This is a genomic window from Thermogemmatispora argillosa (genome assembly GCF_059696725.1).
Genome location: NZ_AP019377.1, coordinates 4,127,575 through 4,147,879, shown reverse-complemented (window position 1 = coordinate 4,147,879; position 20,305 = coordinate 4,127,575). Strand labels below are relative to the sequence as shown.

18 protein-coding genes and 1 tRNA gene are annotated in these 20,305 nt (G+C 58.3%); 8 read left to right on the top strand and 11 right to left on the bottom strand.

Translation table 11 applies throughout. The features are described 5' to 3' along the window. Positions 1-36 precede the first annotated feature (36 nt). The 4 genes from AC6H1L_RS16200 (at position 37) to AC6H1L_RS16185 (ending at position 4,405) form a co-directional block, all read left to right on the top strand. Entirely contained in the window at positions 37-948 is a 912-nt protein-coding gene (locus tag AC6H1L_RS16200; protein WP_497598521.1) for a tetratricopeptide repeat protein, read from the top strand. 101 nt (positions 949-1,049) lie between these two features. Then, the gene (locus tag AC6H1L_RS16195) at positions 1,050-3,017 is read left to right on the top strand and encodes a protein kinase domain-containing protein (RefSeq protein ID WP_497598520.1); all 1,968 of its coding nucleotides are present in this window, start codon (positions 1,050-1,052) and stop codon (positions 3,015-3,017) included. Positions 3,018-3,312: 295 nt separating this feature from the next. After that, positions 3,313-3,633, top strand: coding sequence for an antibiotic biosynthesis monooxygenase (locus tag AC6H1L_RS16190; RefSeq protein ID WP_497598519.1), 321 nt, complete (start codon positions 3,313-3,315; stop codon positions 3,631-3,633). Between the two features lie 280 nt (positions 3,634-3,913). Next, on the top strand, positions 3,914-4,405 hold the full coding sequence (locus AC6H1L_RS16185) for a hypothetical protein (RefSeq protein WP_497598518.1): 492 nt from the start codon (positions 3,914-3,916) through the stop codon (positions 4,403-4,405). Between the two features lie 357 nt (positions 4,406-4,762). On the opposite strand, the gene AC6H1L_RS16180 is transcribed toward AC6H1L_RS16185, so the two are convergent. Beyond that, a complete protein-coding gene (locus AC6H1L_RS16180; protein WP_497598517.1) occupies positions 4,763-5,140 on the bottom strand; it encodes a hypothetical protein in 378 nt (125 codons plus the stop codon). A 221-nt stretch (positions 5,141-5,361) separates the two neighbouring features. On the opposite strand from AC6H1L_RS16180, the gene AC6H1L_RS16175 reads away from it, so the two are divergent. Beyond that, positions 5,362-6,381, top strand: a complete 1,020-nt coding sequence (locus AC6H1L_RS16175; protein ID WP_497598516.1) for a tyrosine-type recombinase/integrase — start codon at positions 5,362-5,364, stop codon at positions 6,379-6,381. 186 nt (positions 6,382-6,567) lie between these two features. On the opposite strand, the gene AC6H1L_RS16170 is transcribed toward AC6H1L_RS16175, so the two are convergent. The 3 genes from AC6H1L_RS16170 to AC6H1L_RS16160 form a co-directional block, all read right to left on the bottom strand. Beyond that, positions 6,568-7,140, bottom strand: a complete 573-nt coding sequence (locus tag AC6H1L_RS16170; RefSeq protein WP_497598515.1) for a hypothetical protein — start codon at positions 7,138-7,140, stop codon at positions 6,568-6,570. Positions 7,141-7,641: 501 nt separating this feature from the next. Next, complete coding sequence (locus tag AC6H1L_RS16165) at positions 7,642-10,248, bottom strand: ComEC/Rec2 family competence protein (protein ID WP_497598514.1); 2,607 nt, start codon at positions 10,246-10,248, stop codon at positions 7,642-7,644. A gap of 39 nt (positions 10,249-10,287) precedes the next feature. After that, positions 10,288-11,088 (bottom strand): ComEA family DNA-binding protein, encoded by an 801-nt coding sequence (locus AC6H1L_RS16160; protein WP_497598513.1) that lies wholly within the window; start codon positions 11,086-11,088, stop codon positions 10,288-10,290. A gap of 373 nt (positions 11,089-11,461) precedes the next feature. On the opposite strand from AC6H1L_RS16160, the gene AC6H1L_RS16155 reads away from it, so the two are divergent. Then, positions 11,462-11,536, top strand: a tRNA-Arg gene (locus tag AC6H1L_RS16155). A gap of 331 nt (positions 11,537-11,867) precedes the next feature. Here AC6H1L_RS16155 and AC6H1L_RS16150 read toward each other — a convergent pair. From AC6H1L_RS16150 to AC6H1L_RS16140, 3 genes are all read right to left on the bottom strand, one after another. Further along, the gene (locus tag AC6H1L_RS16150; protein ID WP_497598512.1) at positions 11,868-12,314 is read right to left on the bottom strand and encodes an Hsp20/alpha crystallin family protein; all 447 of its coding nucleotides are present in this window, start codon (positions 12,312-12,314) and stop codon (positions 11,868-11,870) included. A gap of 260 nt (positions 12,315-12,574) precedes the next feature. Beyond that, positions 12,575-13,369, bottom strand: a complete 795-nt coding sequence (locus tag AC6H1L_RS16145; protein ID WP_497598511.1) for an ABC transporter permease — start codon at positions 13,367-13,369, stop codon at positions 12,575-12,577. 37 nt (positions 13,370-13,406) lie between these two features. Beyond that, positions 13,407-14,387 (bottom strand): ABC transporter ATP-binding protein, encoded by a 981-nt coding sequence (locus AC6H1L_RS16140; protein ID WP_497601558.1) that lies wholly within the window; start codon positions 14,385-14,387, stop codon positions 13,407-13,409. A 481-nt stretch (positions 14,388-14,868) separates the two neighbouring features. On the opposite strand from AC6H1L_RS16140, the gene AC6H1L_RS16135 reads away from it, so the two are divergent. After that, positions 14,869-15,840 carry a dienelactone hydrolase family protein gene (locus tag AC6H1L_RS16135; RefSeq protein ID WP_497598510.1) on the top strand — a complete coding sequence of 324 codons (972 nt, stop codon included), beginning with the start codon at positions 14,869-14,871 and terminating at the stop codon, positions 15,838-15,840. 53 nt (positions 15,841-15,893) lie between these two features. Here the strand turns inward: AC6H1L_RS16135 and AC6H1L_RS16130 are convergent, their stop codons facing one another. From AC6H1L_RS16130 to AC6H1L_RS16120, 3 genes are all read right to left on the bottom strand, one after another. Continuing rightward, positions 15,894-16,415 carry a hypothetical protein gene (locus tag AC6H1L_RS16130; RefSeq protein WP_497598509.1) on the bottom strand — a complete coding sequence of 174 codons (522 nt, stop codon included), beginning with the start codon at positions 16,413-16,415 and terminating at the stop codon, positions 15,894-15,896. Between the two features lie 440 nt (positions 16,416-16,855). Continuing rightward, complete coding sequence (locus tag AC6H1L_RS16125) at positions 16,856-17,359, bottom strand: hypothetical protein (protein ID WP_497598508.1); 504 nt, start codon at positions 17,357-17,359, stop codon at positions 16,856-16,858. A gap of 218 nt (positions 17,360-17,577) precedes the next feature. Further along, the gene (locus AC6H1L_RS16120) at positions 17,578-17,961 is read right to left on the bottom strand and encodes a hypothetical protein (RefSeq protein ID WP_497598507.1); all 384 of its coding nucleotides are present in this window, start codon (positions 17,959-17,961) and stop codon (positions 17,578-17,580) included. Between the two features lie 270 nt (positions 17,962-18,231). Between AC6H1L_RS16120 and AC6H1L_RS16115 the strand changes: the two genes are divergently transcribed. Beyond that, the gene (locus AC6H1L_RS16115; RefSeq protein ID WP_497598506.1) at positions 18,232-18,474 is read left to right on the top strand and encodes a hypothetical protein; all 243 of its coding nucleotides are present in this window, start codon (positions 18,232-18,234) and stop codon (positions 18,472-18,474) included. 167 nt (positions 18,475-18,641) lie between these two features. On the opposite strand, the gene AC6H1L_RS16110 is transcribed toward AC6H1L_RS16115, so the two are convergent. Beyond that, positions 18,642-20,123, bottom strand: a complete 1,482-nt coding sequence (locus tag AC6H1L_RS16110) for a hypothetical protein (RefSeq protein WP_497598505.1) — start codon at positions 20,121-20,123, stop codon at positions 18,642-18,644. Positions 20,124-20,305 lie beyond the last annotated feature (182 nt).

Genomic DNA, 20,305 nt, shown 5'->3' with positions numbered 1-20,305 from the left:
AAAGCCATCGCCGCTCTGAAGCTGGATCGGCCACAGATGGCCATAGAGCTTCTGCGCAAGGTCTTGCGAGAGCAACCTGAGCATGTCAATGCCCATAGGCTCCTGGCCCAGGCCAGCCTTAAAAGCAGGGACCTCACTCAGGCCGAGCAGGCTGCCAGGGAAGCTCTACGGCTTGAGCCGCATTCCAGTAGCCTGCACATGCTCTATGGCCTGATCCTGCTCCGAAAAAAGCAAATCAGCTTAGCCAAAGCTGAGCTGAACGAGGCATTGCGGCTTAACCCCATGAACCCCTGGCCTTACTTCATTTTCGGAGCGCTCTATCTTTTTTTGCCGGTGCCTCTGGCAGACGAGGCCCGCCCTTACGTTTCCAAGGCCATCGAGTTGGCTCCTGATGAGGCGCCCGTACAGATGCTCTTCGCGAAACAGGCCAGCGCTGATGGTAACTTAGCCCTGGCAAGAGAAGCCTATCGCCAGGCCCTGGCACTCGAACCTCAGAATCCTTCTATCCTCAGAGATTATGGCGACTTTCTGCTCAACCGACAGGTACAGCCCCAAGAAGCGTTGGAGGTCCTCAAGCAGGCGCTCCGCCTCGACCCCAACGACAAAGAGACTCAAAAATGCTTGCTGAAGGCCATTCGCGCCGCCCATCCCCTCTATCAGCCTATCACTAGCTACCAGGCCTATCGCCAGCAAGCCCCACGAGCTCTCAAGATCGGCATCGGCTGCCTCGCCTCTCTCTTCGTTCTCATCAGCGGCAGGCTCTTTCTCTCCTTTGTAAAGGCAATATTCCAACTGGGGATCAAAAACAGCAACGCACAACTATTGAATATCTCTCTGATTCTCATGTGCCTCGGCTTCCTCATTGCTCCCTATGGATTGATTATGATCTACCGCGCGATCATGGCCCCGCTCTTGCTCTTCCTCATTAAGCGAGGTTGGGTCAAGTAACGAAAGGGAGGGTCAACCGTTGTATCTATAAGGAGATGCCATCTGGCTGCGAGCAGGATAATATTCTCCGAGACTGTGAGACTGAACTTGGGAGAAGATGCATGGCAGGTCTGGAGGGAAAGACCCTCGAACGCTATGAACTGCGTCGGCTGATTGGCAAAGGCGGCATGGCCGACGTTTATGAGGGCTACGACCTGGCGGTCGAGCGGACCGTAGCCGTCAAAGTCTTTAAGCGCGAAGATGAGGAGCTACTGCGCCGCTTTATCCGCGAGGCCCGCCTGATGGCCGCGCTCAAGCATGAGCATCTGGTACCGATTTATGATACTGGCTCGGGTCAGATCGATGGCCTCACCTGGTACTACATTGTGATGCCATTCATGGAGGGGGGAACACTGCGGGCGCGCATCCGGCAAGGACCGCTCCCGCTGAGCGAAGCCTGCCGCAGCCTGCGTGAGATTGCAGCCGCCCTCGACTATATCCATCGTCAGGGGATCATTCATCGCGATATCAAGTCCTCTAACGTACTGCTGGACGCCGAGGGACACTGCTATCTCTCCGATTTTGGGATTGCCCGCACTACCAGCGACGCCACCCAGCTCACCAGCACCGGCAATGTGCTGGGGACTGTCGAATATGTCGCGCCCGAGTTATTCGAGGGAGACAACCGGGCCAATGTACGTAGTGACCTCTACTCGCTCGGCGTCTTGCTCTTCGAGATGGTCACCGGACGCCTGCCTTTCACGGCAGAGAACCCCATCGCGGTCGTCACAATGCATATCAGCAAGCCACCGCCGCCGCCACACCTCTATGTTCCCAATCTTAGCCCCGCGGTCGAACAGGTGATTCTCAGGGGATTAGAGAAACGGCCCGAGCGACGCTATGGCAGCGCCAGCGAGTTGGCCGAGGCCTTCTGTCAGGCAGTGGCCAGCAGCAGCCGGGTCCTGGTCACGGGTGTCGCGCAACAGCCATATCAGGACTGGGTCCAGCAGGCCACCAGCCAGGGTGCAGGCGCCCCCGGGGCCCCGCAGCCGCTAGTCTTGCGCAGCGTAGGCAGCGTGCATACCCCGGCTCCACCACAACCGACATCCTACCCCCTCATAGGGCAAGCCTACGGTCCCGCGTCAGGGCTGGCCCCAACGGGTACAGGCTACGCTGGCTATGGACAGCAGCCCTCAAGTACGGCCTCTACACGGCGAGGCTTGCTCTTTGTCAGCCTGGCCCTTGTGCTCTTGTTCGCCATCTCTCTTCCCCTGGCCCTGGCGATCTTCTCTTCACCGCACCAGGGGACAAACGGGCGGCCCACGGTCTCTAGCGGTCAGCCTAGCGGACAACAGCAGCAGACTCCTACAGCCACGCCCAATCTGACCGCGACCGCTCAGGCCCAGGCCAGCGCCACCGCTCAGGCCGAAGCCCAGGCTACTCAAACGGCGATTGCCGGGGCAACCGCGACCGTACAAGCTCAGGCTACTGCCACTGCCGCAGTCTGGCAGACCGCCACTGCCGGCAGGTTGGTCTATAGCGATGCCCTGACCAATGCCGATAACCCGGCGACCAGACAAGCGAATTGGGACCGCAACAATCATTGTATCTTCGGGGGCGACGGCTATCACGTCGTTCAGGCCGTCAGTTTGACGACCTCACAGCGCATCTGCCACGAAGCCAACTATAGCTACGGGAATATCGCCCTCAGCGTGCAGATGAAGATTCTCAGCGGCGCCTCGGGAGGCGTCTTCATTCGCCTGGATACTAATCTTTTTAATCTCCCGTCGGGCTACCTCTTCGAGGTCGATAGCCAGGGACGTTACCGCATCGCCAAGTTCAGTGGCGGACTTGAACAGCCTTTCGCTGATTGGATGACGTCTCCTGCACTACAGGCAGGAACGGGTGTGCAGAATACCCTGCAGGTCATCGCCAACGGGAGTAGCCTTTCGTTCTACGCCAATAACGTTTATCTGACAACGATCAACGATGGCAGCTATACAGAAGGCACCATCGGCTTTCTCGGCACAGCGGGGGACAATGACGCCAACGTGGTCTACAGCAACCTTGCGATCTATGCTCTGAGCTGATCCGGTTTGTCAGGGAGAGCGTGCAGGCAGGATAAGGATACCCCCCTGGACCTGGGCCTCTACTCAGGCCAGTCTGGAGGGACCTGGCAGCAGCTCAATGCCAGCTACGCCCGGAGAAGGCGCAACCAGCCAGCCAGCTAGCAGAAAACTGGCCTGGTTGCGTCTCTGCTTTGGGAACATTTCACTACTGCTGTGCTTGCTATAGGCCAGTCCGGGGAGGTACAACTACAGCATCGGCCCGGTATCCGATGCGGTTCAGTCCTTTATTGCAAAACAGAAAGGTAAAACAAGTATCATGTATGGAACTGTTGCCCATTGTCGGATCAAGCCCGGAGCAGAGAGGCACCTCCTGGCAGAGCTACGCGAGTTTGAGCAGGCCCAGGTTCCTGGAGCCGTGGCAACGCTCGTCTACCGCATGGATGCCGATGCCCAAGAGTGCTATCTTGCCGTCGTTTTCAGCGACAAAGAAGCCTACATCAAGAATGCGCAGAGCGCCGAGCAGGATCAGCGCTATCGCCGAATGTTACGCTGGCTAGAGAACCCACCAGAGTGGCATGACGGCGAGATCATCGCCCCCCTGGGGCTGCTGCGGCCGGTCCAGCAACCAGCGCAGTAAACTGAGCCAGGGCCAGGAAGGAAACCAGGCGGCGTAACCAAATCTAGATGGCGCCCGTCGTTTTCGCCAGTCTGCAGCACGGAGTGACTGGCAGCGACGGGCTTCGTCCTACTAGCAATAGCCCGGGTTATGTGGTATCGTAAATAGCGGAAGGACACAGATCCGATTCTCCTGGTCTTGCCTGGCAGCAGCATTGAGGCACACTGCTCACAGCAACGCGGCACCAGGAGAAGAGACCAGAGCAGGTGGTCTCAGTCCTGGGAAGGACGGTTGACAAGCTATGAAAAAAGCGGAACGCAAGCGCTCGTCGTTACTAGCCACCCTGGGGGATCTGAACCGGCCTCTGCGCGTTCGCCCGGTGCGTCTGTGGGGACGTGAATGGTGGGCGATTGCCCCAGAAGATACCTGGCCCGGCATGGTCATGGACCTGCGTCGGCTGGGCTTCGAAGCTATGGCCTGGGGAGAGGAAGTCTTGGTTCGTGAGAGTGCTCCAGCCTATGAGCCGCAGCTTGAAGGTCCAGCAGCGCCGGAAGGGCTGCGCACCTTCCCCGCCATGCGCCCCACCATCCGCGTCTGGAAGGAGTCGCGACCGGTGCGCTATAGCGACTGGGGACGTGTGGTCAGTGCTGAGGAGAGCAGGGAGGTAGATGAGGAGTTTGAACCGGAGGATCTGGAAGCGTCCCTTTACGCTTTAGAAAGCGAGGAAGAGGAGGAGGAAGCGGGTGGCCTGGCAGAAGGGGAGCCAGAAAGCCAGGAGAGTAAGCCCGAGTGACTGTTTGACCCGCTTGACTCGCCGCCTGCAGAGCGCGGCGATGCTACTTATCGTCTGGTGCGACGCGCTCTTCGCCCTTGCCATCTCTCCTGTTCCAGCCAGGGCGGAAGGTGTCCGTTGCATCTTCTTCAGTACCAGGGCAAGATAGCAACCCGTCGAAGAGAAGACCTCAGCCGATTGCTCCTCAAAAGGTAAGGACAACTCGGATGAGGTCTGTTGCTTCTTGCTGATCGATGCCTGGAGCGCAGGCCAGCATAAGAGTGCCGTTGTTTTGTTGTTTTGCGAGTAGATAGGCGATAGAGCACGGTGCCGAGCGCCAGCAGGAGAAACATAGTGATAGATTCGGAATAGAGCCAGCTATCGTAAATATAAAGCCCAGGGTAGACAGCGGCTCATAGGCCATAGGCCGGCCAGCAAGCCCAGCCGCCTCCTATACAGGTCGCGAATGAAAGAGAAGACGAGCAGACAAGTGCCGGTGCCAACCAGCGAGAGCAAGAGGCGAATCGGCAGCTTCTGCGGGCCGAATAAGGTATGGATGCAGGCAATGATGGCAGGCCAGAGCGGGGCCCGGTAGACGGTCGGGACGAAAGGATGCTTGCAGAAGCAGCCCTCCTGCAGCAGATGGAGGGCAATCTGCTCATAGGAACGGGCATCAAAGCGAGGAACGTAGGCCGCCGCCACGGTCAGATTGTAGGTGATGCGCACCGCAAGCGCCAGACCCGCTACCAATATCACAGGGAGGAGTAGGCGCAGGCATTGTTTCATTTAAGCGAAGGGACCATCCTCTCCAGACATCGCACGAGGAGCAAGAAAGATCTCCCCCTTGAGGAACGGCGGGCGAGAGAAAGGAGTCACAGAGAGCGAGGGCGAAGGTTGAACAGTGCTGGCTTCTCCTGCTATAATGAAACATAAAAAGAACAGCTTCAGAGCACGAAACTACCACTGGAGAGCAGCTCATGCACGAGGACAGTCAGAAGAAGCAGCCAGCGGAGAGCGGAGCGAGAGCAGAGCCTGTCGTGGTACAAGCTGGTCTTTTTCCGGGCACAACGCAGGTTGTCACTCAGCCGGCAGACCCGCGCGAGGTTCCCTTTCCGCCGCTCGTACGAACTCAGCCGTTAACGGAACAATCTAGCCTGGCAGCCTGCGCTCTGCCTTATCAACAGGAGTTGAAGCTACGTGGCAAATCGAACTATACGATTACCTGCTTCCTTTCTGACCTCAAGATGTTCACCGAATTTATGGGGCCGGAGACTCCTGTTGGCAGGATTACCAAAGAGGACCTCGTCGATTGGCTCATGAAGCTGAAATTCGGCAACAAGGATCATACGCCGGCCCCCAAGACGATGGCCCGGCGCGTTACCTTCCTCAAAAACTTCTTTTCCTGGCTGGCACGCGAAGGTGTGATTCGGGAAGATCCTTCCGCCAGTCTGATCCTTGAGCGACCTCTGCCGCCGCTGCCCGAACTGCTCTTTGAGGAAGAGATCGAGAAACTGCTCAAAGCGGCAGCCGATGATGTACGCTGTCTTTGCCTGATCTATCTAACACTGCATGCAGGCCTTAAGAAAGAAGAAATCATGATTCTTAAGCCGGAGCATATCGATCTCTCCAATCCACAGCGCCCGCTGGTCAATGTTCACTTTCCCCCCTCGACGGGCAAACAGCACCGCGAGCGAAGCCTGGCTCTGCCCCCTGAATTTACCGACATTGTGCGTGAATATCTGCGTAAATATCAGCACCAGCCGGGCGAAACGCTGTTCAACTGCACCGACCGCAATCTCAACTATATTTTGGCGCGCGCAGTTAAGGCAGCCGGCATTAAAAAGCGTGTTACTCTGCAGTTGCTGCGCGATACTTTCGCTGTTCGTCAGCTGCGAGCTGGGGTTTCCTTCGAAACGCTACGCGAGCGACTGGGTCTCTCCGATGAGGCCTGGCTTGAATCGCGCGAGAAATACCGGCGCCTGGCCTTCCCGGCCTGATCAGTGTGATGTGCATGCATAGTCAGTGCACCCAAACGGCGGCTCCTGTTTGGTCGGCCAGGCCGCCAGCGAAGAGCACCAACAAGCTAAGTGCTCAGCATGAGGTTCAGAGCGTTGACGGTTCTCTCTTTTTCAGCTTTCTTTGCTCTCTTGCAGGTAGAGATTAGAGACCATTTGATGCTGTTTCTACCATCGTTGCTGCAGCGGTGGGGGGACCGCCATCATGCGGCTAGCTGCCCGGCGATCGAGATGATTATTCAGTAGCACGGCATTGATCACCAACCCCACAATGAGGAGCAGTTTGAGGCCACAGCAGGCAGGCCAGACCAGCAAAGAAACCAGGAGGAGGGGCCAGGCAACGATGATGCTGCCCACGAGCAGCAATACGCCAGCCAGCGTCTCTCCGCTCATCAGCCAGCCAACGCCGTAGATATTCAAGAGCAAAGATAGCAAAAGCTCGACGATGAGCGGAGCCGTTTCCTTCTGAGGTTGCATGACAGTCACATTGACCTGTTGAGGAGGGATATTGGAGGCAGAGGAAAACTGCGGAGGCCAGGCGTTAGCCTGGAGGCCAGGAGCAGACTCGCTCCCGCCACTTGCGCTATAGGAGGAGAATGGCTCGCTAGCGCCACTTGGCGGCTCGGGGCCTCTTAGGGAGGGATGGCTATTAAAGCCAGTAGCAGTGGTCAGGGAACCACAGACGGGGCAGATCGCTACATGGTGAGGGCTATCATAGCCACAGCGTTCACAGCGGCTCATAAGACCTCGATGCTCCTTCCTTTTGTCCTGCTGATTGCTGATTACCCTCCTAATAATAGCATGCTTTGCTGCTATAGCAACAGAGTTGCGATTGCTTACTTTTCCAGGCACACATACCACTAGTGAGCGCAGAGATCAGCAGAGCAGGCAAAGCCAGCCACCTGTATCGCTCGATGCCGACTGACAGAAGGAGCCTCAGCGCGAACACTGCAGGGAGTAGCGCATAGGCAGCAAGCAGCATCATTCAATTGCCGGGCCTTTCCCCTTCCAATTGCTCAAGCGCTAACTAAGGCCCGTGCAGATAGAGTTAAGCCAGATCTGCAGCTAGAGCCTTTACTAGTGATAGTATCGCCAGCAGTCGCTAGCACCTCCTGTTTGCGTGCTCAGCCATGCCTCCCACTTTGCCCGAGCCAGGCGCCCCGACCTACAGCCTCATCAGGCTGGGCTGATCCACCCTATCTCCCGCTCCAATGGGCCGTTGTTTTTGGCTTTTCAAGCCGCTCAGTCAGGAGGGGCCTGCATGCCGAAAGACCAGCCTGTCGCATTCTCCTGGAGACTGAAGGCGGCGGGTGCTCTGAGCCAAAACACACGGGTCTTCTCCTGAGCGATGAGAGCCGACAACTCAGCGCTCTTGGCAAGAGAAGAGGTTTGAATCGAGGAAGGAGAACGATCAGTTGTCTCATTCACGACGAGGAGCGCTGGACATAACAGCTTCAGCAGACGAATAAAAGCGGGTGGAGGCTGCTTATTGGCAGTCAGCGTAGCCAACACCACTTGCTCCTCTCCCAAAGGCAGCAGCCCAGCTATCCCGGCACTCGCCATTAAGCCATTGAGTGCATAAGTACTTTGTGCAGCTTCTCCCAAGAGCAAGAGGCGCAGGCCCGGGGCGACCAGGCGCAGGACCAAGGCGTTATTGCGTGCTTCATCTCCGCCACGATGAAGCGGAGACGGAGGCCAGAGCACTTCCAAACGCAGATCGTTTTCTAAAGGGAGCACCTGCCCCTGACGGAGCGTCTGATAGGGGATCGCGCGCTCACGAAGCGTACGGCGCCACAGCGCATAAGCAGTGCCAGGATGCAGGACCCCGCCGTCCAGCGCATAGCCGATCTCAAAACGCGAAGTCGCATCCAGAAGGCCTGCCAGGTGAGAACGCAAAGGGGAGGACAGTGCCAGCCAGTCAATACGGTGCCGCCACACAGGGAGGCGCTGATCAAGGGCCTCAGTCAGCGCTGCTGCGTCGGGACCGCCATCAATCACCAGTAGCTTTCCTTGAGCCGTCTGGCCAATGAGCGCAGGACCAGTTTCACCCGAAGAAGAAGCCAGAGCGAAAACCGTCAAGACCAGCCCGGCGCGGTGGCCCTCCAGCAGCGTCCGCAGGCCTGTCGTCAACAACAACAGCAGCGCCAGTGCCACCTGTATACTTAGCATCAGACCACGCCTGCCTCTATGCCGATGCCCATGCCCCCGTCCTGGCGCTGATCGGTCCATCGCTGTCTGCTGAATACCATTGCCTGACGGCGAGAGAAACCACTGCGGGCGGAAATGCCACCCCAGACCGAGCATGCCTAGCAGGACCAGATAGTAGCCCCAGGCAAGAGGGAGCGAGAGTGACCAGCCTGCCGTACTCAACCAGGCTCCTGGGAGATGGGCGCAGAGCGCCACAACCTTGATCACATAACGTAGAGGGAACCAGGCGAGCCAAGCCAGCACCGCGGCTAGCGGGAAGCAGAGCACCCCCATCAAACAGAGGCCAACTCCCAGCCCCAGCAGTAGATCCAGCAGCGGGACCGTCAGCAGATTAGCGAGCGGCGCTACAAACGAGAGCTGAGCGAATGTCAAGGCAAAGACTGGCAGCGTTGCCACCTGGGCCGCCAATGTCACCGCCAAAGCCTCTACCGTCAGCGTGCCGGCGGGTAAAGCTTCCAGCGCCCTCAAAGGGCGGGCGAAGACGGGGGTCAGGAGCACAATCCCCAATGTTCCCAGGAACGAGAGCTGAAAACCGCTATCCCACAGCACGAAGGGATCAACCCAACTCATCACCAGCGCCGCTGCGGCCAGAGCGCTATAGACATGGTAGTGACGCCCCACCCTGGGAGCAAGCACGAGCAGTGCACCCATGAGGCCAGCTCTCACAGCAGCCGGGCCGGCCCCACTTAGCACCGTATAGAGAGCAACCACCAGCAATTGAAGCCAACAGAGGAGCCACTGCCAGCGCCGAGAACGCCGGCGTTGAGCCGGCAAGAGGCGCCAATCATCAGTCTTGCGACGGGTCAAAGGATGCAGCGGCAGGGCCACCAGCCCAGCCAGGAGAGTCACTTTAAAGCCACTGGGAACAATCAGATGAGCAGTTCCAGTGACATTAAACAGAGGCGTCAGCGGCTCCAGGGCGGGCGTCCGCAGTCCGAGCAAGACTGCTACCAACAGCGCCGCCTCTGGCTGAGGCAAGAGCCGTCCAATCAAGGAAGCCAGCCAGAAGCGAAGCCTATAGAGCCAGGCCAGTACAGGATTGCCTCCGTGGTGCCTGACCGAGAGGCGAGGAAAAGCCATCGACGCTTGCAGATCCGGGCTGCTCCCGCCCATCGGTGGCAGCAAGCGCCCCCGCAGCACAACTTCATCGCCGTAAGCCGGGCCATAGGGGTCATCGAGCAGGCTACCAGAGGTGAATACAGCGATTTGACCATGCCGCGGCCACCAGTGCAAACCACCATCGCTGCTGACCGCCTCGACACTTACTGCGAGACGACGCGCATGCCCCTCCAGGGCAGGCGGCGCGCTCACCGTACCGCGCACCACTATATCAGCGGTACTGGCCGCAGGCCGTAGCAGACCAAGCACAGCCAGAGAGTCATGACGCGGATCAGCCAGAGCCATGCGCCAGGCCCCACAGAGCCAGGCCGATAGCAAGAGCAAAAGCACACTCGCCCGCTCCCAGCGGCGCCAACAGAGCGCGGTCACCAACACGGCGACCAGGGCCGGCAGCGCCAGCCAGACCGCGAGCAACTGCAACCAATAGGCGCACAAGATGCCCGCCAGCCAGCCTGAGCAGACCACCAGCAGGGGCCACCCTCTCAGCCACAGGCAGCTTCGCCTCACCGCTAACCAAGACACTCCCATCCCTTCCTTTCTAGCGGTTCCCGGTGGACCCGCTCAGACCGTCACCAGTCCCTTAATCCGATCATAGATCGAGCGACTGACAACTTGGAGAAGCTGCTCAACCGTCGTGTAGGGGCCATGTTGAAGGCGATAATTCACGATATTCTGGGCGGTCGTTGCGCTGACATGCAAACGCTGACGCAGCTCATCGACGCCTGCGGTATTGATATTCACAGGTGTAGCAGAAGAAGGATTCGTAGCCGAGTCACTGCTAGAGAGATCAGACGCTGAGCCATTCGTAGCAACAGGAGGCGAGGTTTCACCAACCCGGGTCACGTAGATCTCCTCGCCATCATGCAGCACAGCAGCCAAATTGAGAGCCACCAGATTGGCATCTGGCAGCGGGCCCCCAGCGAGCTGCAGCAGTCGATAGACGCGCGACCCTGCCGGCAGGGTATAGACCCCGGGGTGGTGAACAGCTCCCACAATGTAGACTTGAATAGCAGGTAGTGGGGTCAGAGTCGCTGCCGACGTAGGAGCCGGCGGGACGTCTCCAACAGAGACCCGACGCTCTCCAGGAGCGGGCGTTAGAGTAGTCATTGTCGCCTCAGAGGGTGCCGCTGCCGGCGTAGCGCCCTGCCAGAGCAGATAGAGCGTCAGCAACAACGCCCCCGTCAGTAGCAATGCCAGCGTTCGCAACAAGCGCTGTTTCATCGGCAGGGCAGCAGCCACCACTGCCAGTTTCTGGGTCTCAGCCAAGGCGATCTCATCGGAGCGCCACAGCCCCTGCTGCCCAGCAGCAGGCATCGTACCCTCGGAGGGCGGCCAATCAGCGTCGAAGGCGGAAGGTGACACAGATGGGGGAGAAAAGCATGGGTGTTTTTGGCTATGCTCCATAGGTCCAGCCCTTTCTACATATTCCCTGTTCCCGAAAAATACGGGGGCATGGTACCACGGCTTTTATGGATCTGTCAATAGTTAAATGCGGCAATTTCATTCCAAAGTAGGAGAAGGTATAAGAAGCAAACGGTAAAAATAAGAGAGGAGCCGATCAGAGACAGCCCAGTACTTCCCTGGAAGGCGAGCGCACTACCCAAGTAAGCAGGCAAGAGAGAACAAGGCCAGGCTCGCTTGAGAAGGGGCAGAGATGAAAATCAACCGATGCCGCAGCCTCTGGGGGAGTGGATGACGTACGTTGACAGATATGGTATAATCCTCGATGGAGTAGGTCCCCGTAGCTCAGTGGATAGAGCACCGGTCTCCGGAACCGGGCGCGCAGGTTCGATTCCTGTCGGGGACACCATCAGATCTACTTTGCTTAGGTATCTCCTCTTCACAAGGCCTGTACAGCCACCAGCAGAAGCGATCGCTGTGCAGGTCTTTTTTGTTAGGAGCCTTCACCGGCGCGGTCGTCGGGTCGGCGTCTGCCGCTCCTCTGGGGGCAAGAGGCAAGCAAGTAGGGGAGGGAGGGAATCAGGTAATAAAAGACTGACTGACCTCACCAAAAGCGCCAAAACCCCCTCACCGTTGCTAGAGAACGGTGAAGGGGTTTGACTTAGGCTCTGGCTCTCTCTCGGCGATCCTTCGCGACTTCAGTCTTGCGGCACTCCGTGAGCCAGCGTCTGGCTTCAGGCTCAGGCGGCCTTCACGCGGATCTTCTTCGGCTTGCTCGCCTCACCGAAGGGAACATTCACGGTCAGCACGCCGTTCTCATACTTGGCGTCGATCTTCCCGCTATCAATGTCCTTCGGGAAGGTAATCGTACGCGCGAAGCTACCGCTGCGAATCTCACGCACATGCCACTGACCACGCTGCTCCTCCACCTCCTCGCGCGGCACCTCCGCCTTGAGCGTCAGCGTGTTCCCCGTGACGTTCACCTCCAGGTGCTCCGGCTTGACACCCGGGATCTGCGCCTGAACCTGATAGCCGTGCTCGTTCTCACGGACATTGATGGGAATAGCCATCGAAGCATTATCCCAGCGCCAGATAGGCGCCACAAAGCTCTCTTCAAAGAGCCGATTGATGGCATCGCGCAGGCTGATTACCTCGCGGAAAGGATCGTAGCGGATGATGTCGACCATAGCCGCTCACCTCCTCTCACACGCTTGCCAAGGCTCGTCGTCCCTGCCTGTATGCACTCGCTCGAGTCCTTGAGCCTCCGCCGCTGTTAATGACCGGCCCAGCCGTTGCCGGCCCTTGTCGCACTGCGATCGCCTCATGAGAGGGCGACCGCGCCAACCTGTCGGACCGCTCGGCTGCGAGGCTTCTGCTCAGATCCTCTTCTTGGGGCTTCCACCTGACAAAAACAATGAGATGATTTGATTTATTCCCGTAGGTGGTGCTACTCCCAGCGGAACGTTCTGATGGCAACTCCCAGGATCACTATCATCCAGATCAGCAATGTCAGGAGTGCCGCGCCTGGGAAAGGTGCACCTGCAGTCAGAGCAGCTTGCAAGGACTGAGTGAAGGCCGCGGCTGGCAGATATTGGGCCAGGGCAGCCAAAGGCGCCGGCAAATGATCAAGGGGGAGAATACCGCCGCCAATGAGCAGGAAGAGCAGATAGAGACCATTGGCCACAGCCAGCGTAGTTTCTGCGCGCAGGCTACCGGCCATTGCCAGCCCCAAGGCAGCAAAGGTAATGGTTCCCAGGGCCAGCACGAGAATAGCCAGCGCCGGCGAGCCAGCGGGATGCCAGCCATAGAAGAGGAGAGCGATGCCCCCCAACAAGAGCACCTGTACCACCTCTAGCAGCAGCACGGCGACGATCTTGGCCAGAATGAGGCCGCCGCGAGGGAGAGGAGTAGCCCCCAGGCGCTTAAGCACGCCGTAGTACCGTTCATAGGCGGTAGAGATGCCCAGGTGAACCATCCCCGAGGCCATGATAGCCAGGGCCAGGATACCAGGCAGAAGGAAGTCAATGACCGAGCCAGAGCTGACAGGAATAATCTTGAGGGAGGCGAAAAAGACCAGGAGAATCACGGGCAAGATCAGGGTAACAAGGATGTTTTCGCCGCGGCGCGAGGTCAGCAGGAGTTCAGCTTTAATCTGGGCCCCAACTTGCTGGAGAAAAGGGGCCGCCTGCGATGACTGCGGCTGTGACTGCCCGCTTTGGCTTGTATCGGCAAGGGTTGTCATAGTAGATTCACCTCTATAAGTGAGTGCTCTCACTCACTCACTCGCGCATCTCTGCACCTGTCAGGCGCAGGAACAGATCTTCTAGCGACCCGTGACCAACACGCAATTCGGTCAGAGTAATGCCTTGATCGCGCAGCCAGGCCGTGAGATCAGCGAGCACTGCCGGCATGCTCTGCGGCTCAGCTTCGAGCAGATAGCTGCCGGGGCGCACCTCTTCGGCGCGTTGGACAGCAGGTAAGGCGGCCAGGGCGCGACAGTCGAGGCCGGCGGGGGCCACAAAGCGCACGATGGTGGCATTAGCGACGCCAGTTAGCCGATCAGGGGTATCGAGCGCAATGAGGCGGCCATGATCGATGATGGCCACCCGGTCGGCCAGGCGCTCAGCCTCGTCCATCAGGTGAGTGGTCAGGAGGATGGTCACCCCCTGGGCCTTCAGCTCGCGAATGATCTCCCAGGTGGCCAGCCGGGCCTGGGGGTCCATACCAGCGGTCGGCTCATCCAGAAAGAGAAGCTGGGGATTGCCGACGAGGGCTAGCGCGAGCGCTAGACGACGCTTCTGGCCACCGGAGAGTCGGCGACAGCTTGTTCTGGTGCCAGGGTCAATGCCGACACGTTCCAACAGTTGGTCAACAGGCTGTGGTTGCCGATAGTAGCCGGCGAAGAGCTGGAGCACTTCCCGCGGACGTAGGGCGGGATAGAGGCCGTCCTGCTGGAGCATGACTCCAATGAGTGGCTTGAGCTGAGCGGCCTCGCGGATAGGGTCCAGCCCTAGCACGCGGACGCTGCCGCTCTCGGGACGGCGATAGCCCTCTAGCGTTTCAACAGTGGTGGTTTTGCCGGCCCCATTGGGACCGAGCAGGGCAAAGACTTCGCCACGTTGTACACTAAAGCTTAGCTCGTCTACAACCCGTCGCCCGTTGTAGCTTTTGCACAATCTATCTACGACGATAGCTGCTGCTCTCTCAGGTGAGGCAGCAGCGCCGGCTATCTGTCCCGCCGTCTGCGCATGAGCAGACATCATGGTCAGTCTCTCCTTGGTGTGGTTAACAGGGGCTGGTGCTACCTCCGCCTTCGTTCAGGAGCGCTTGCTCGCCTGCAGATGACGCTCAGCCCCATCGGTAATACACTACCGCAGCTATTGCTCTCTGACAAGGTGAGCCTGGCCAGGGCCGCGCTCCCGACTTGCAATCCCTTGAGCAATGCATTACAATATGCATATCATACAATTCATACCTTTTCTGCTATACAAGAAATGAGAGGCTCGGGAAAGGTGAGTGAGTGAGGCGCTGCGTTGAGACGTACCTGTAACAGGCGATCCGTGGCCCGTCAGAGGCAGTAGCCCGGGCAGGAGGACTGCAGCCAGACGTAGAAAAGGGCAGTTTGCTTGCAGGTAGCAGACGTCTCGCGTTGCTGCTTCTCCTGCTTGCCACCTATGGCTGACGCTGCGCCGCCCAGGTTTCAGGTTGAGCAGTATTGCAGGTAGAAAGAGAGGAGAAGAGATGGAGAGTCGCCTGTTGCGAGAAAAGATCTTGGCACGTCTGGGCAGATTTCCCTCAAAGGTACCTCTAGAGGCGGTTTTTGAGGAACCTATCGATGAGGGCGAGTATACGCGCACACGTGTCACCTACATGGTGGAGCCGGGGGAGGTCATGCCAGCGTGGCTGCTCCGCCCACAGGGGGAGAAGCCGAAGAAGGGCTGGCCAGCGGTGTTGGCCATCCATCGCGATAGCGAGCAGTGTGAGCTAGGGAAGACCGAGGTAGCTGGGGTCAGCGGAGAGGCCATGTATCACTACGGACGGGAGATCTGCCTGCGCGGTTATGTGGTTTTATGCCCCGATCTGCTCTGCTACGAGGAGCGGCGCCCGCCCGAGGAGATCCGGCGACGGCGGAAAGCTCTGACGGGTGAGAGCTACGAGCGCTTTGAGTTTACAAAGCGCTTGCTGCAAGGCTCGTCGCTGCAGGCGAAATATTTGCATGATCTCGCTTGCAGCCTGGATCTCCTGGGTTCGCTCCCGGAAGTGGATAAGCAGAATGTAGGAGTCATCGGGCATTCACTCGGTGGACTTGAGGCCCTGTGGTTGACCTGGTACGACGCCCGAGTGATGGCCGGGGTGGCGGCCTGTGGGCTAACGCTGATTAAGTCGCTGCTGCGCGATGGCTTGAGCCAGCCACTGGCGAATTGCATTCCAGGTTTACTGGATGTGGCCGATATGGATGATCTGCTTGGATCGCTGGCCCCAACGCCGTTCATGATGGTCGGCGGCGAACAGGATTCGCTGCTGCCGATCGATGGCTTCTATTTTATGGTGAACTACGCCCAGAGTATTTATATTCAGTTGGGCGTGCCGGAGCGTTTTCGTTATCTTGTCTTCCAAGGTGGCCATGCCTTCCCGCCCGAGGCCAGGGAGGCAGCTTACTTGTTCCTGGACCGCTGGCTGAAGCCGCTGCCACCGGGTGGGCTCTTGCCCTAGCGGCCTGTTCGTGTTTTGAGAGGCTCCGGCGGCTTCGTCGGAACGGGAGAGAGTTAGCGCAGGCGCTGGATCTGAATGAAGTAGAGAATGACAAGCAGCAGAGGCAGTACCGCTAAGCAGAGAAAGCCTATGAAGATCCAGCCGTTGAGGCCACTGATGGCTCCCTGGATGAACATCCAGGAGAGGTAAGCCAGAAGGGCGCTGAGACAGAGCTTCAGCCCGGCCAGGAGCAGGCGCCCAAGTCGATAGTGATGCTCGGCCCGCTGAGGGGCGGTCAGGAAAGGGCGATGCAGGGCATACAGCCAACGGCTGAGTAGGCTGAGCAGGCCGTAGAGGGCAAGGGCCAGGAGGAAGAAGAGAATCAGTATCCATTTGCTGCCGCTCAGATCTGGATGAATCGAGCCGCTGAGGCTGTAATGAATCGGTATGGTGCCGGGCAGGAAGAAGAGACCCCAGCCACTGAGCATGGCCAGCAGCAGGAGGAGAAGGCGGGTCAGCAGTTCGACTCGTTGTTCAAGCGTGGTCGCTGCTAGGCGCAGCCCGGAACGGCACTTACTCGATGAGCTGCTGAGCATGGCTCTAACCTCCTTCCTCGCGGGTCCGCTTCAGCTCTGGATGCCTATAAAGCTCTCTCTTTGTAATAGAACGCAGGGAGGGAGCTTTCTTCCAAAAGCGGGCTGCCGCTGGCCTGGCTCACCTGCAACCGATGTCTGGGGCCTCCGTTTCGAGATGCGCTCTAGCTAGGGAGTATGGGGGCCATGCTGCGAGCGGCGCAACAGTGGAGGAGCCGCCAGAGCATCATCTGCCGCCTTCTAGAGGCCTGGATGGGTCTACGCTCGGGGGGCCTGATCAGCCTCATTTCATAATCTCCTCTGTTTCTGGGAGAGTCCCTTACGATAAGGGGAGAGAGCAGCAAGAGATACTATGCAAGGGCAGCCGCTGCTGTGAACTGGATAAAGGCTATATGTCAGGTACAAAGACAAGGAGGCCATCAGCGCCGACGCCTCCTCGTGCGTCACTGAGTCTGGCCGCTGACGGCCATGAGGCTCACGATGATGTCGTTGAGCAGGCGGCCACGGAAGTTAGCCACAATGGTATTACGCATGTTATCAAGTTTTTCTAGCGTCTCGCGAGGTATAGCTTGCGGTCGCGCGTACACTATAAGAGCAGTATGGTCCCTTTTGACACGAAGGATGTCATCGATATAATTCGACCAATCTTCCCAGAAAACAAGCAGGACGTTGGCGCGCTCGGCACGGCCCAGATCCTTGGGCGAAGTGACGACTATCAGGTTTTTTTGCTGGAAGAGGCGCGAATCAAGTAAGAGGTTGCAGCCGCTTTCCACATTGTTGCCACATGCCAGAATGGCAATTTTTCGGTGCGCCAAACCACGCCCTAGACGATAGAGAACCCACAGGGCCCTACCTGACCATTCATAGATGCCTAATATAAAGGCAATCAGAGCAGGAATGGTCAATATGCGACCAATCCAGTCAATGATGTCTAACAAGATTTTCATAATTTTTACCTCCTTTTCTCTTTTATCATGCATAAAAATGTCCAAAAAGGATAGAACAGGATTGCTTACTCCCTCTGAGAAGGGATCTTACGGGATAAAGATGCAATTAGACTCTCAATGAGAGCATATCATAGGCAGAGCTTGAAAGCAATCCTGCCGCGTTGCTGAGCGGCAGGTGATCTCATCTATCTATCACAGACGTCGCTAGAGCCTGTGGCTCAGCGCAGGCGGCGCAGGAGGACACGCAGGTGCGTTCCTCCGGGCAGCAGGCCCACAGGCACGGCTTCGATCAGCTCATATTTGGGAGCTGCAGCTACGGCGCTGGCGCTGGCCATAGTGCAATCGGCCAGGTAGACGACGCCGCTGAAGTCGGTTCCCAGAGGGGCAATGAGCAAGAGATCGGCTTCGGGTCGCGGCGGCTGACCACTGCTGTCATAGACCTGGGGATCAAGGCTATGCAGGGGGCGTACAATGCCTTGAATGAGCCGGTAGCTATAGCTGCCGGCGCTGAGGACAACAGCGACAAGGCTGCGCTGGCGCCCTGCGTAGCTGCGATTGATGAGCTGGAGTACGTGCTGAGTTTTGCGGGCGTCGAGTGGCATGGATATCTGGATCTCCTTTCTCTCGCCTTTGAGCAGGCCAGGGCTAACATCGTGTCAAGTTGCTCACCCTGCCCATCTCTTTGCAGGATGCCAACCCTCCGGGCTGCCTGCTGTCAGCCCTCTCGCGGTGGACTCTCATTGAAGATGGAGGGGGCCGGTACAGGCGTTCAGAGACGATCAGCTTGATGAGGATGTTTTCTTTGCAACTGCGGTAGAATCTCCGCTTTTTCAGGGTGATACTGAACATTTCGATGAGCATAGGCCAGAAGAATGAGCGATCCATGCTCATCTTATCTGGCCCTGGCTTTGGAGCGCTCAAGTAAAAGCAGGCTCTCACATGGGAAACTGATGCTCCTGGTCGCCACCTTCTTCAGCCCACCAGAACCGAGAGGCCGAGGTGTACGGGATGAGGTCGCGATTGTGGTGATGGCGCGCGAGCGGGTTACCCTGATGGCGAGCATGAAAGGCCAGCCCCCGGCGACTGACGAACGAGGGAAGAGCCTGAGTCGCTGAGCTGGTGAGCGCAGGCGACCAAGTCCGCTGCCGACGACGGCTATGGCCAGGGAGAGGCCTCTGAGGAAGAGGGTAAGACATGGTGACAACCTCCTTTGAGTTGGCAGGCCACCAATCTGCTGTGAAGAGAGAAGAGGCAGGCGGAGGACGAAGACAGCAGGCAGGCTTTACGGCTCAGGCTGGCTGTTCTGCCGACTGATGCGCCCCCGCTCTTCGTGCACATCGATTTCTTCGCCAGCGAACTGGAAGATGAGGCGCATGGCCGTTTCGTCACTGATCCAGCCCTGGCCTTTCGCGGCACTGAGAGCTGAGACCAGCATCTGTACGGCGCTGGCCAGGGTAGCATGATTGGTTATCTCGATTTCGGGGAAGATGATGTCATAGTGCTTGTCGACCTCTGAGGATAAAAGGCCCGCACGGCAGGCCTCTTGCAGGACGCGGTCAAGGATAGTGCGCAGCATAGCACGCATGACATATTGCCGGCGCTGGAATTTGAGCAGTGTGGGCAGACCCATTTCAGCGGCCGTGGCCCGATTGCCATAGCTGCCGTCGGAAAGGTAATGCTCTGGCAGTTGAGCGCCAACAGCGATCATCAGCTTAATGGCCCGCCCATCTTCGGCAGCCTCGTTAGCATTGATCTCGGGTCTGATGGCCGACCAGGTCTCGGCCTCATTGTGGATGATCACGCTGCCTGGTTCCGGCGGATAGCTATATTCCATCTTCTTACGCTCAATGGTCTTGCGATCGGCTCCCTGTAGGCGCACGTCCCACAAGAAAGCTCCCTTGTACTTGTTGATGCGTACGCGGTCGGTCAGCCAGTCTTTGTAACGACGCAGCCAGGGTAGCAAGGTAGCCAGATCGCTTTTGCCGCGCTTGGCGCTAGAGACCTTATTAATGGCGAACTGTACGACCTCTTCACCGGCCTTGAACCATTGCCCTTCGAGAGAGGCCGCCAACGGGTTCGCCTGGCCCTTGGATGAAACAGCGAGGCGCTGGCTGAGGTCGTCGGGGAGGCAGACCGCCGGGCCAATGGGACGGCGATGAAAGCGTAGGGGCTTTTCGCTATCTTCAGGGTCGGTTTCGATCTCATCAATTAGCGAAGGATCTATCTGGCGAATGGTGACCCGCCCATTGTAAGGATTGACAAAGAAACGGATGAATTGTTCTCCGTACAGAGCCAACTCGGTGCAGAGAGAGTAGACCCGCGTCTCCATGTGGTTTTCAGGATCATGCCAGAAGTCGAGCAAGACGCGCTGCACTCGCGGATCACGGGCGGCGATGGTGACGCCTTTGCCCATGACAAAGCTGGTGGTGATTTCGATAATGGCAAAGGCCAGAGGATTGGCGTTGTAGGCCTCGTAGTATTGGTTGTGTAGCTCAAGGTAGGTTGCGGGCAATGGGTCTTTTTGATAGCAGCTATCGGAAAGGCGGCGCCAGAAGTAGTCTTCTTCCCCTCCCGTTGCCAGGCGCCCCCAATACCAATCTTCTTGCGTGGGACCAGAGGCGAAGGCCGTCGGATTGAACTGCTCACTGATGCGGTCGAGCGCTGGAGGTTCAAGAGCAGCAGCGCCAGGGCGAGGACTGGATAGAAGGGGCGCCATGCTGCGACGACGGGAAAGCCAGGTACGTAGGGAGAATGGCCGGAGCATAGAGGCCTCCTCTTTGAGAAGATGCTGAAGAAGAGACAATCAGGGCTTTGAGGCAAGTGACAGGTCAGGTGGCCAGGACTACAGCGCCGTAGGCCACGAGAGGGGTGAGCGAGCAAGATGCGGCACGGCCAGGGAACGCAAGCCCAGCGCTCTCCCAAGCCGTGCGCGATAGGCGAGGATGC

What these genes read in the sequence shown, in the direction of transcription:
- AC6H1L_RS16200 (WP_497598521.1), top strand. Translation starts at nt 37, where the DNA reads ATGGCCATAGAGCTTCTGCGCAAGGTCTTGCGAGAGCAACCTGAGCAT.
- AC6H1L_RS16195 (WP_497598520.1), top strand. Translation starts at nt 1,050, where the DNA reads ATGGCAGGTCTGGAGGGAAAGACCCTCGAACGCTATGAACTGCGTCGG.
- AC6H1L_RS16190 (WP_497598519.1), top strand. Translation starts at nt 3,313, where the DNA reads ATGTATGGAACTGTTGCCCATTGTCGGATCAAGCCCGGAGCAGAGAGG.
- AC6H1L_RS16185 (WP_497598518.1), top strand. Translation starts at nt 3,914, where the DNA reads ATGAAAAAAGCGGAACGCAAGCGCTCGTCGTTACTAGCCACCCTGGGG.
- AC6H1L_RS16175 (WP_497598516.1), top strand. Translation starts at nt 5,362, where the DNA reads ATGCACGAGGACAGTCAGAAGAAGCAGCCAGCGGAGAGCGGAGCGAGA.
- AC6H1L_RS16170 (WP_497598515.1), bottom strand. Translation starts at nt 7,140, where the DNA reads ATGAGCCGCTGTGAACGCTGTGGCTATGATAGCCCTCACCATGTAGCG.
- AC6H1L_RS16150 (WP_497598512.1), bottom strand. Translation starts at nt 12,314, where the DNA reads ATGGTCGACATCATCCGCTACGATCCTTTCCGCGAGGTAATCAGCCTG.
- AC6H1L_RS16145 (WP_497598511.1), bottom strand. Translation starts at nt 13,369, where the DNA reads ATGACAACCCTTGCCGATACAAGCCAAAGCGGGCAGTCACAGCCGCAG.
- AC6H1L_RS16140 (WP_497601558.1), bottom strand. Translation starts at nt 14,387, where the DNA reads ATGTCTGCTCATGCGCAGACGGCGGGACAGATAGCCGGCGCTGCTGCC.
- AC6H1L_RS16135 (WP_497598510.1), top strand. Translation starts at nt 14,869, where the DNA reads ATGGAGAGTCGCCTGTTGCGAGAAAAGATCTTGGCACGTCTGGGCAGA.
- AC6H1L_RS16130 (WP_497598509.1), bottom strand. Translation starts at nt 16,415, where the DNA reads ATGCTCAGCAGCTCATCGAGTAAGTGCCGTTCCGGGCTGCGCCTAGCA.
- AC6H1L_RS16125 (WP_497598508.1), bottom strand. Translation starts at nt 17,359, where the DNA reads ATGAAAATCTTGTTAGACATCATTGACTGGATTGGTCGCATATTGACC.
- AC6H1L_RS16120 (WP_497598507.1), bottom strand. Translation starts at nt 17,961, where the DNA reads ATGCCACTCGACGCCCGCAAAACTCAGCACGTACTCCAGCTCATCAAT.
- AC6H1L_RS16115 (WP_497598506.1), top strand. Translation starts at nt 18,232, where the DNA reads ATGAGCGATCCATGCTCATCTTATCTGGCCCTGGCTTTGGAGCGCTCA.
- AC6H1L_RS16110 (WP_497598505.1), bottom strand. Translation starts at nt 20,123, where the DNA reads ATGCTCCGGCCATTCTCCCTACGTACCTGGCTTTCCCGTCGTCGCAGC.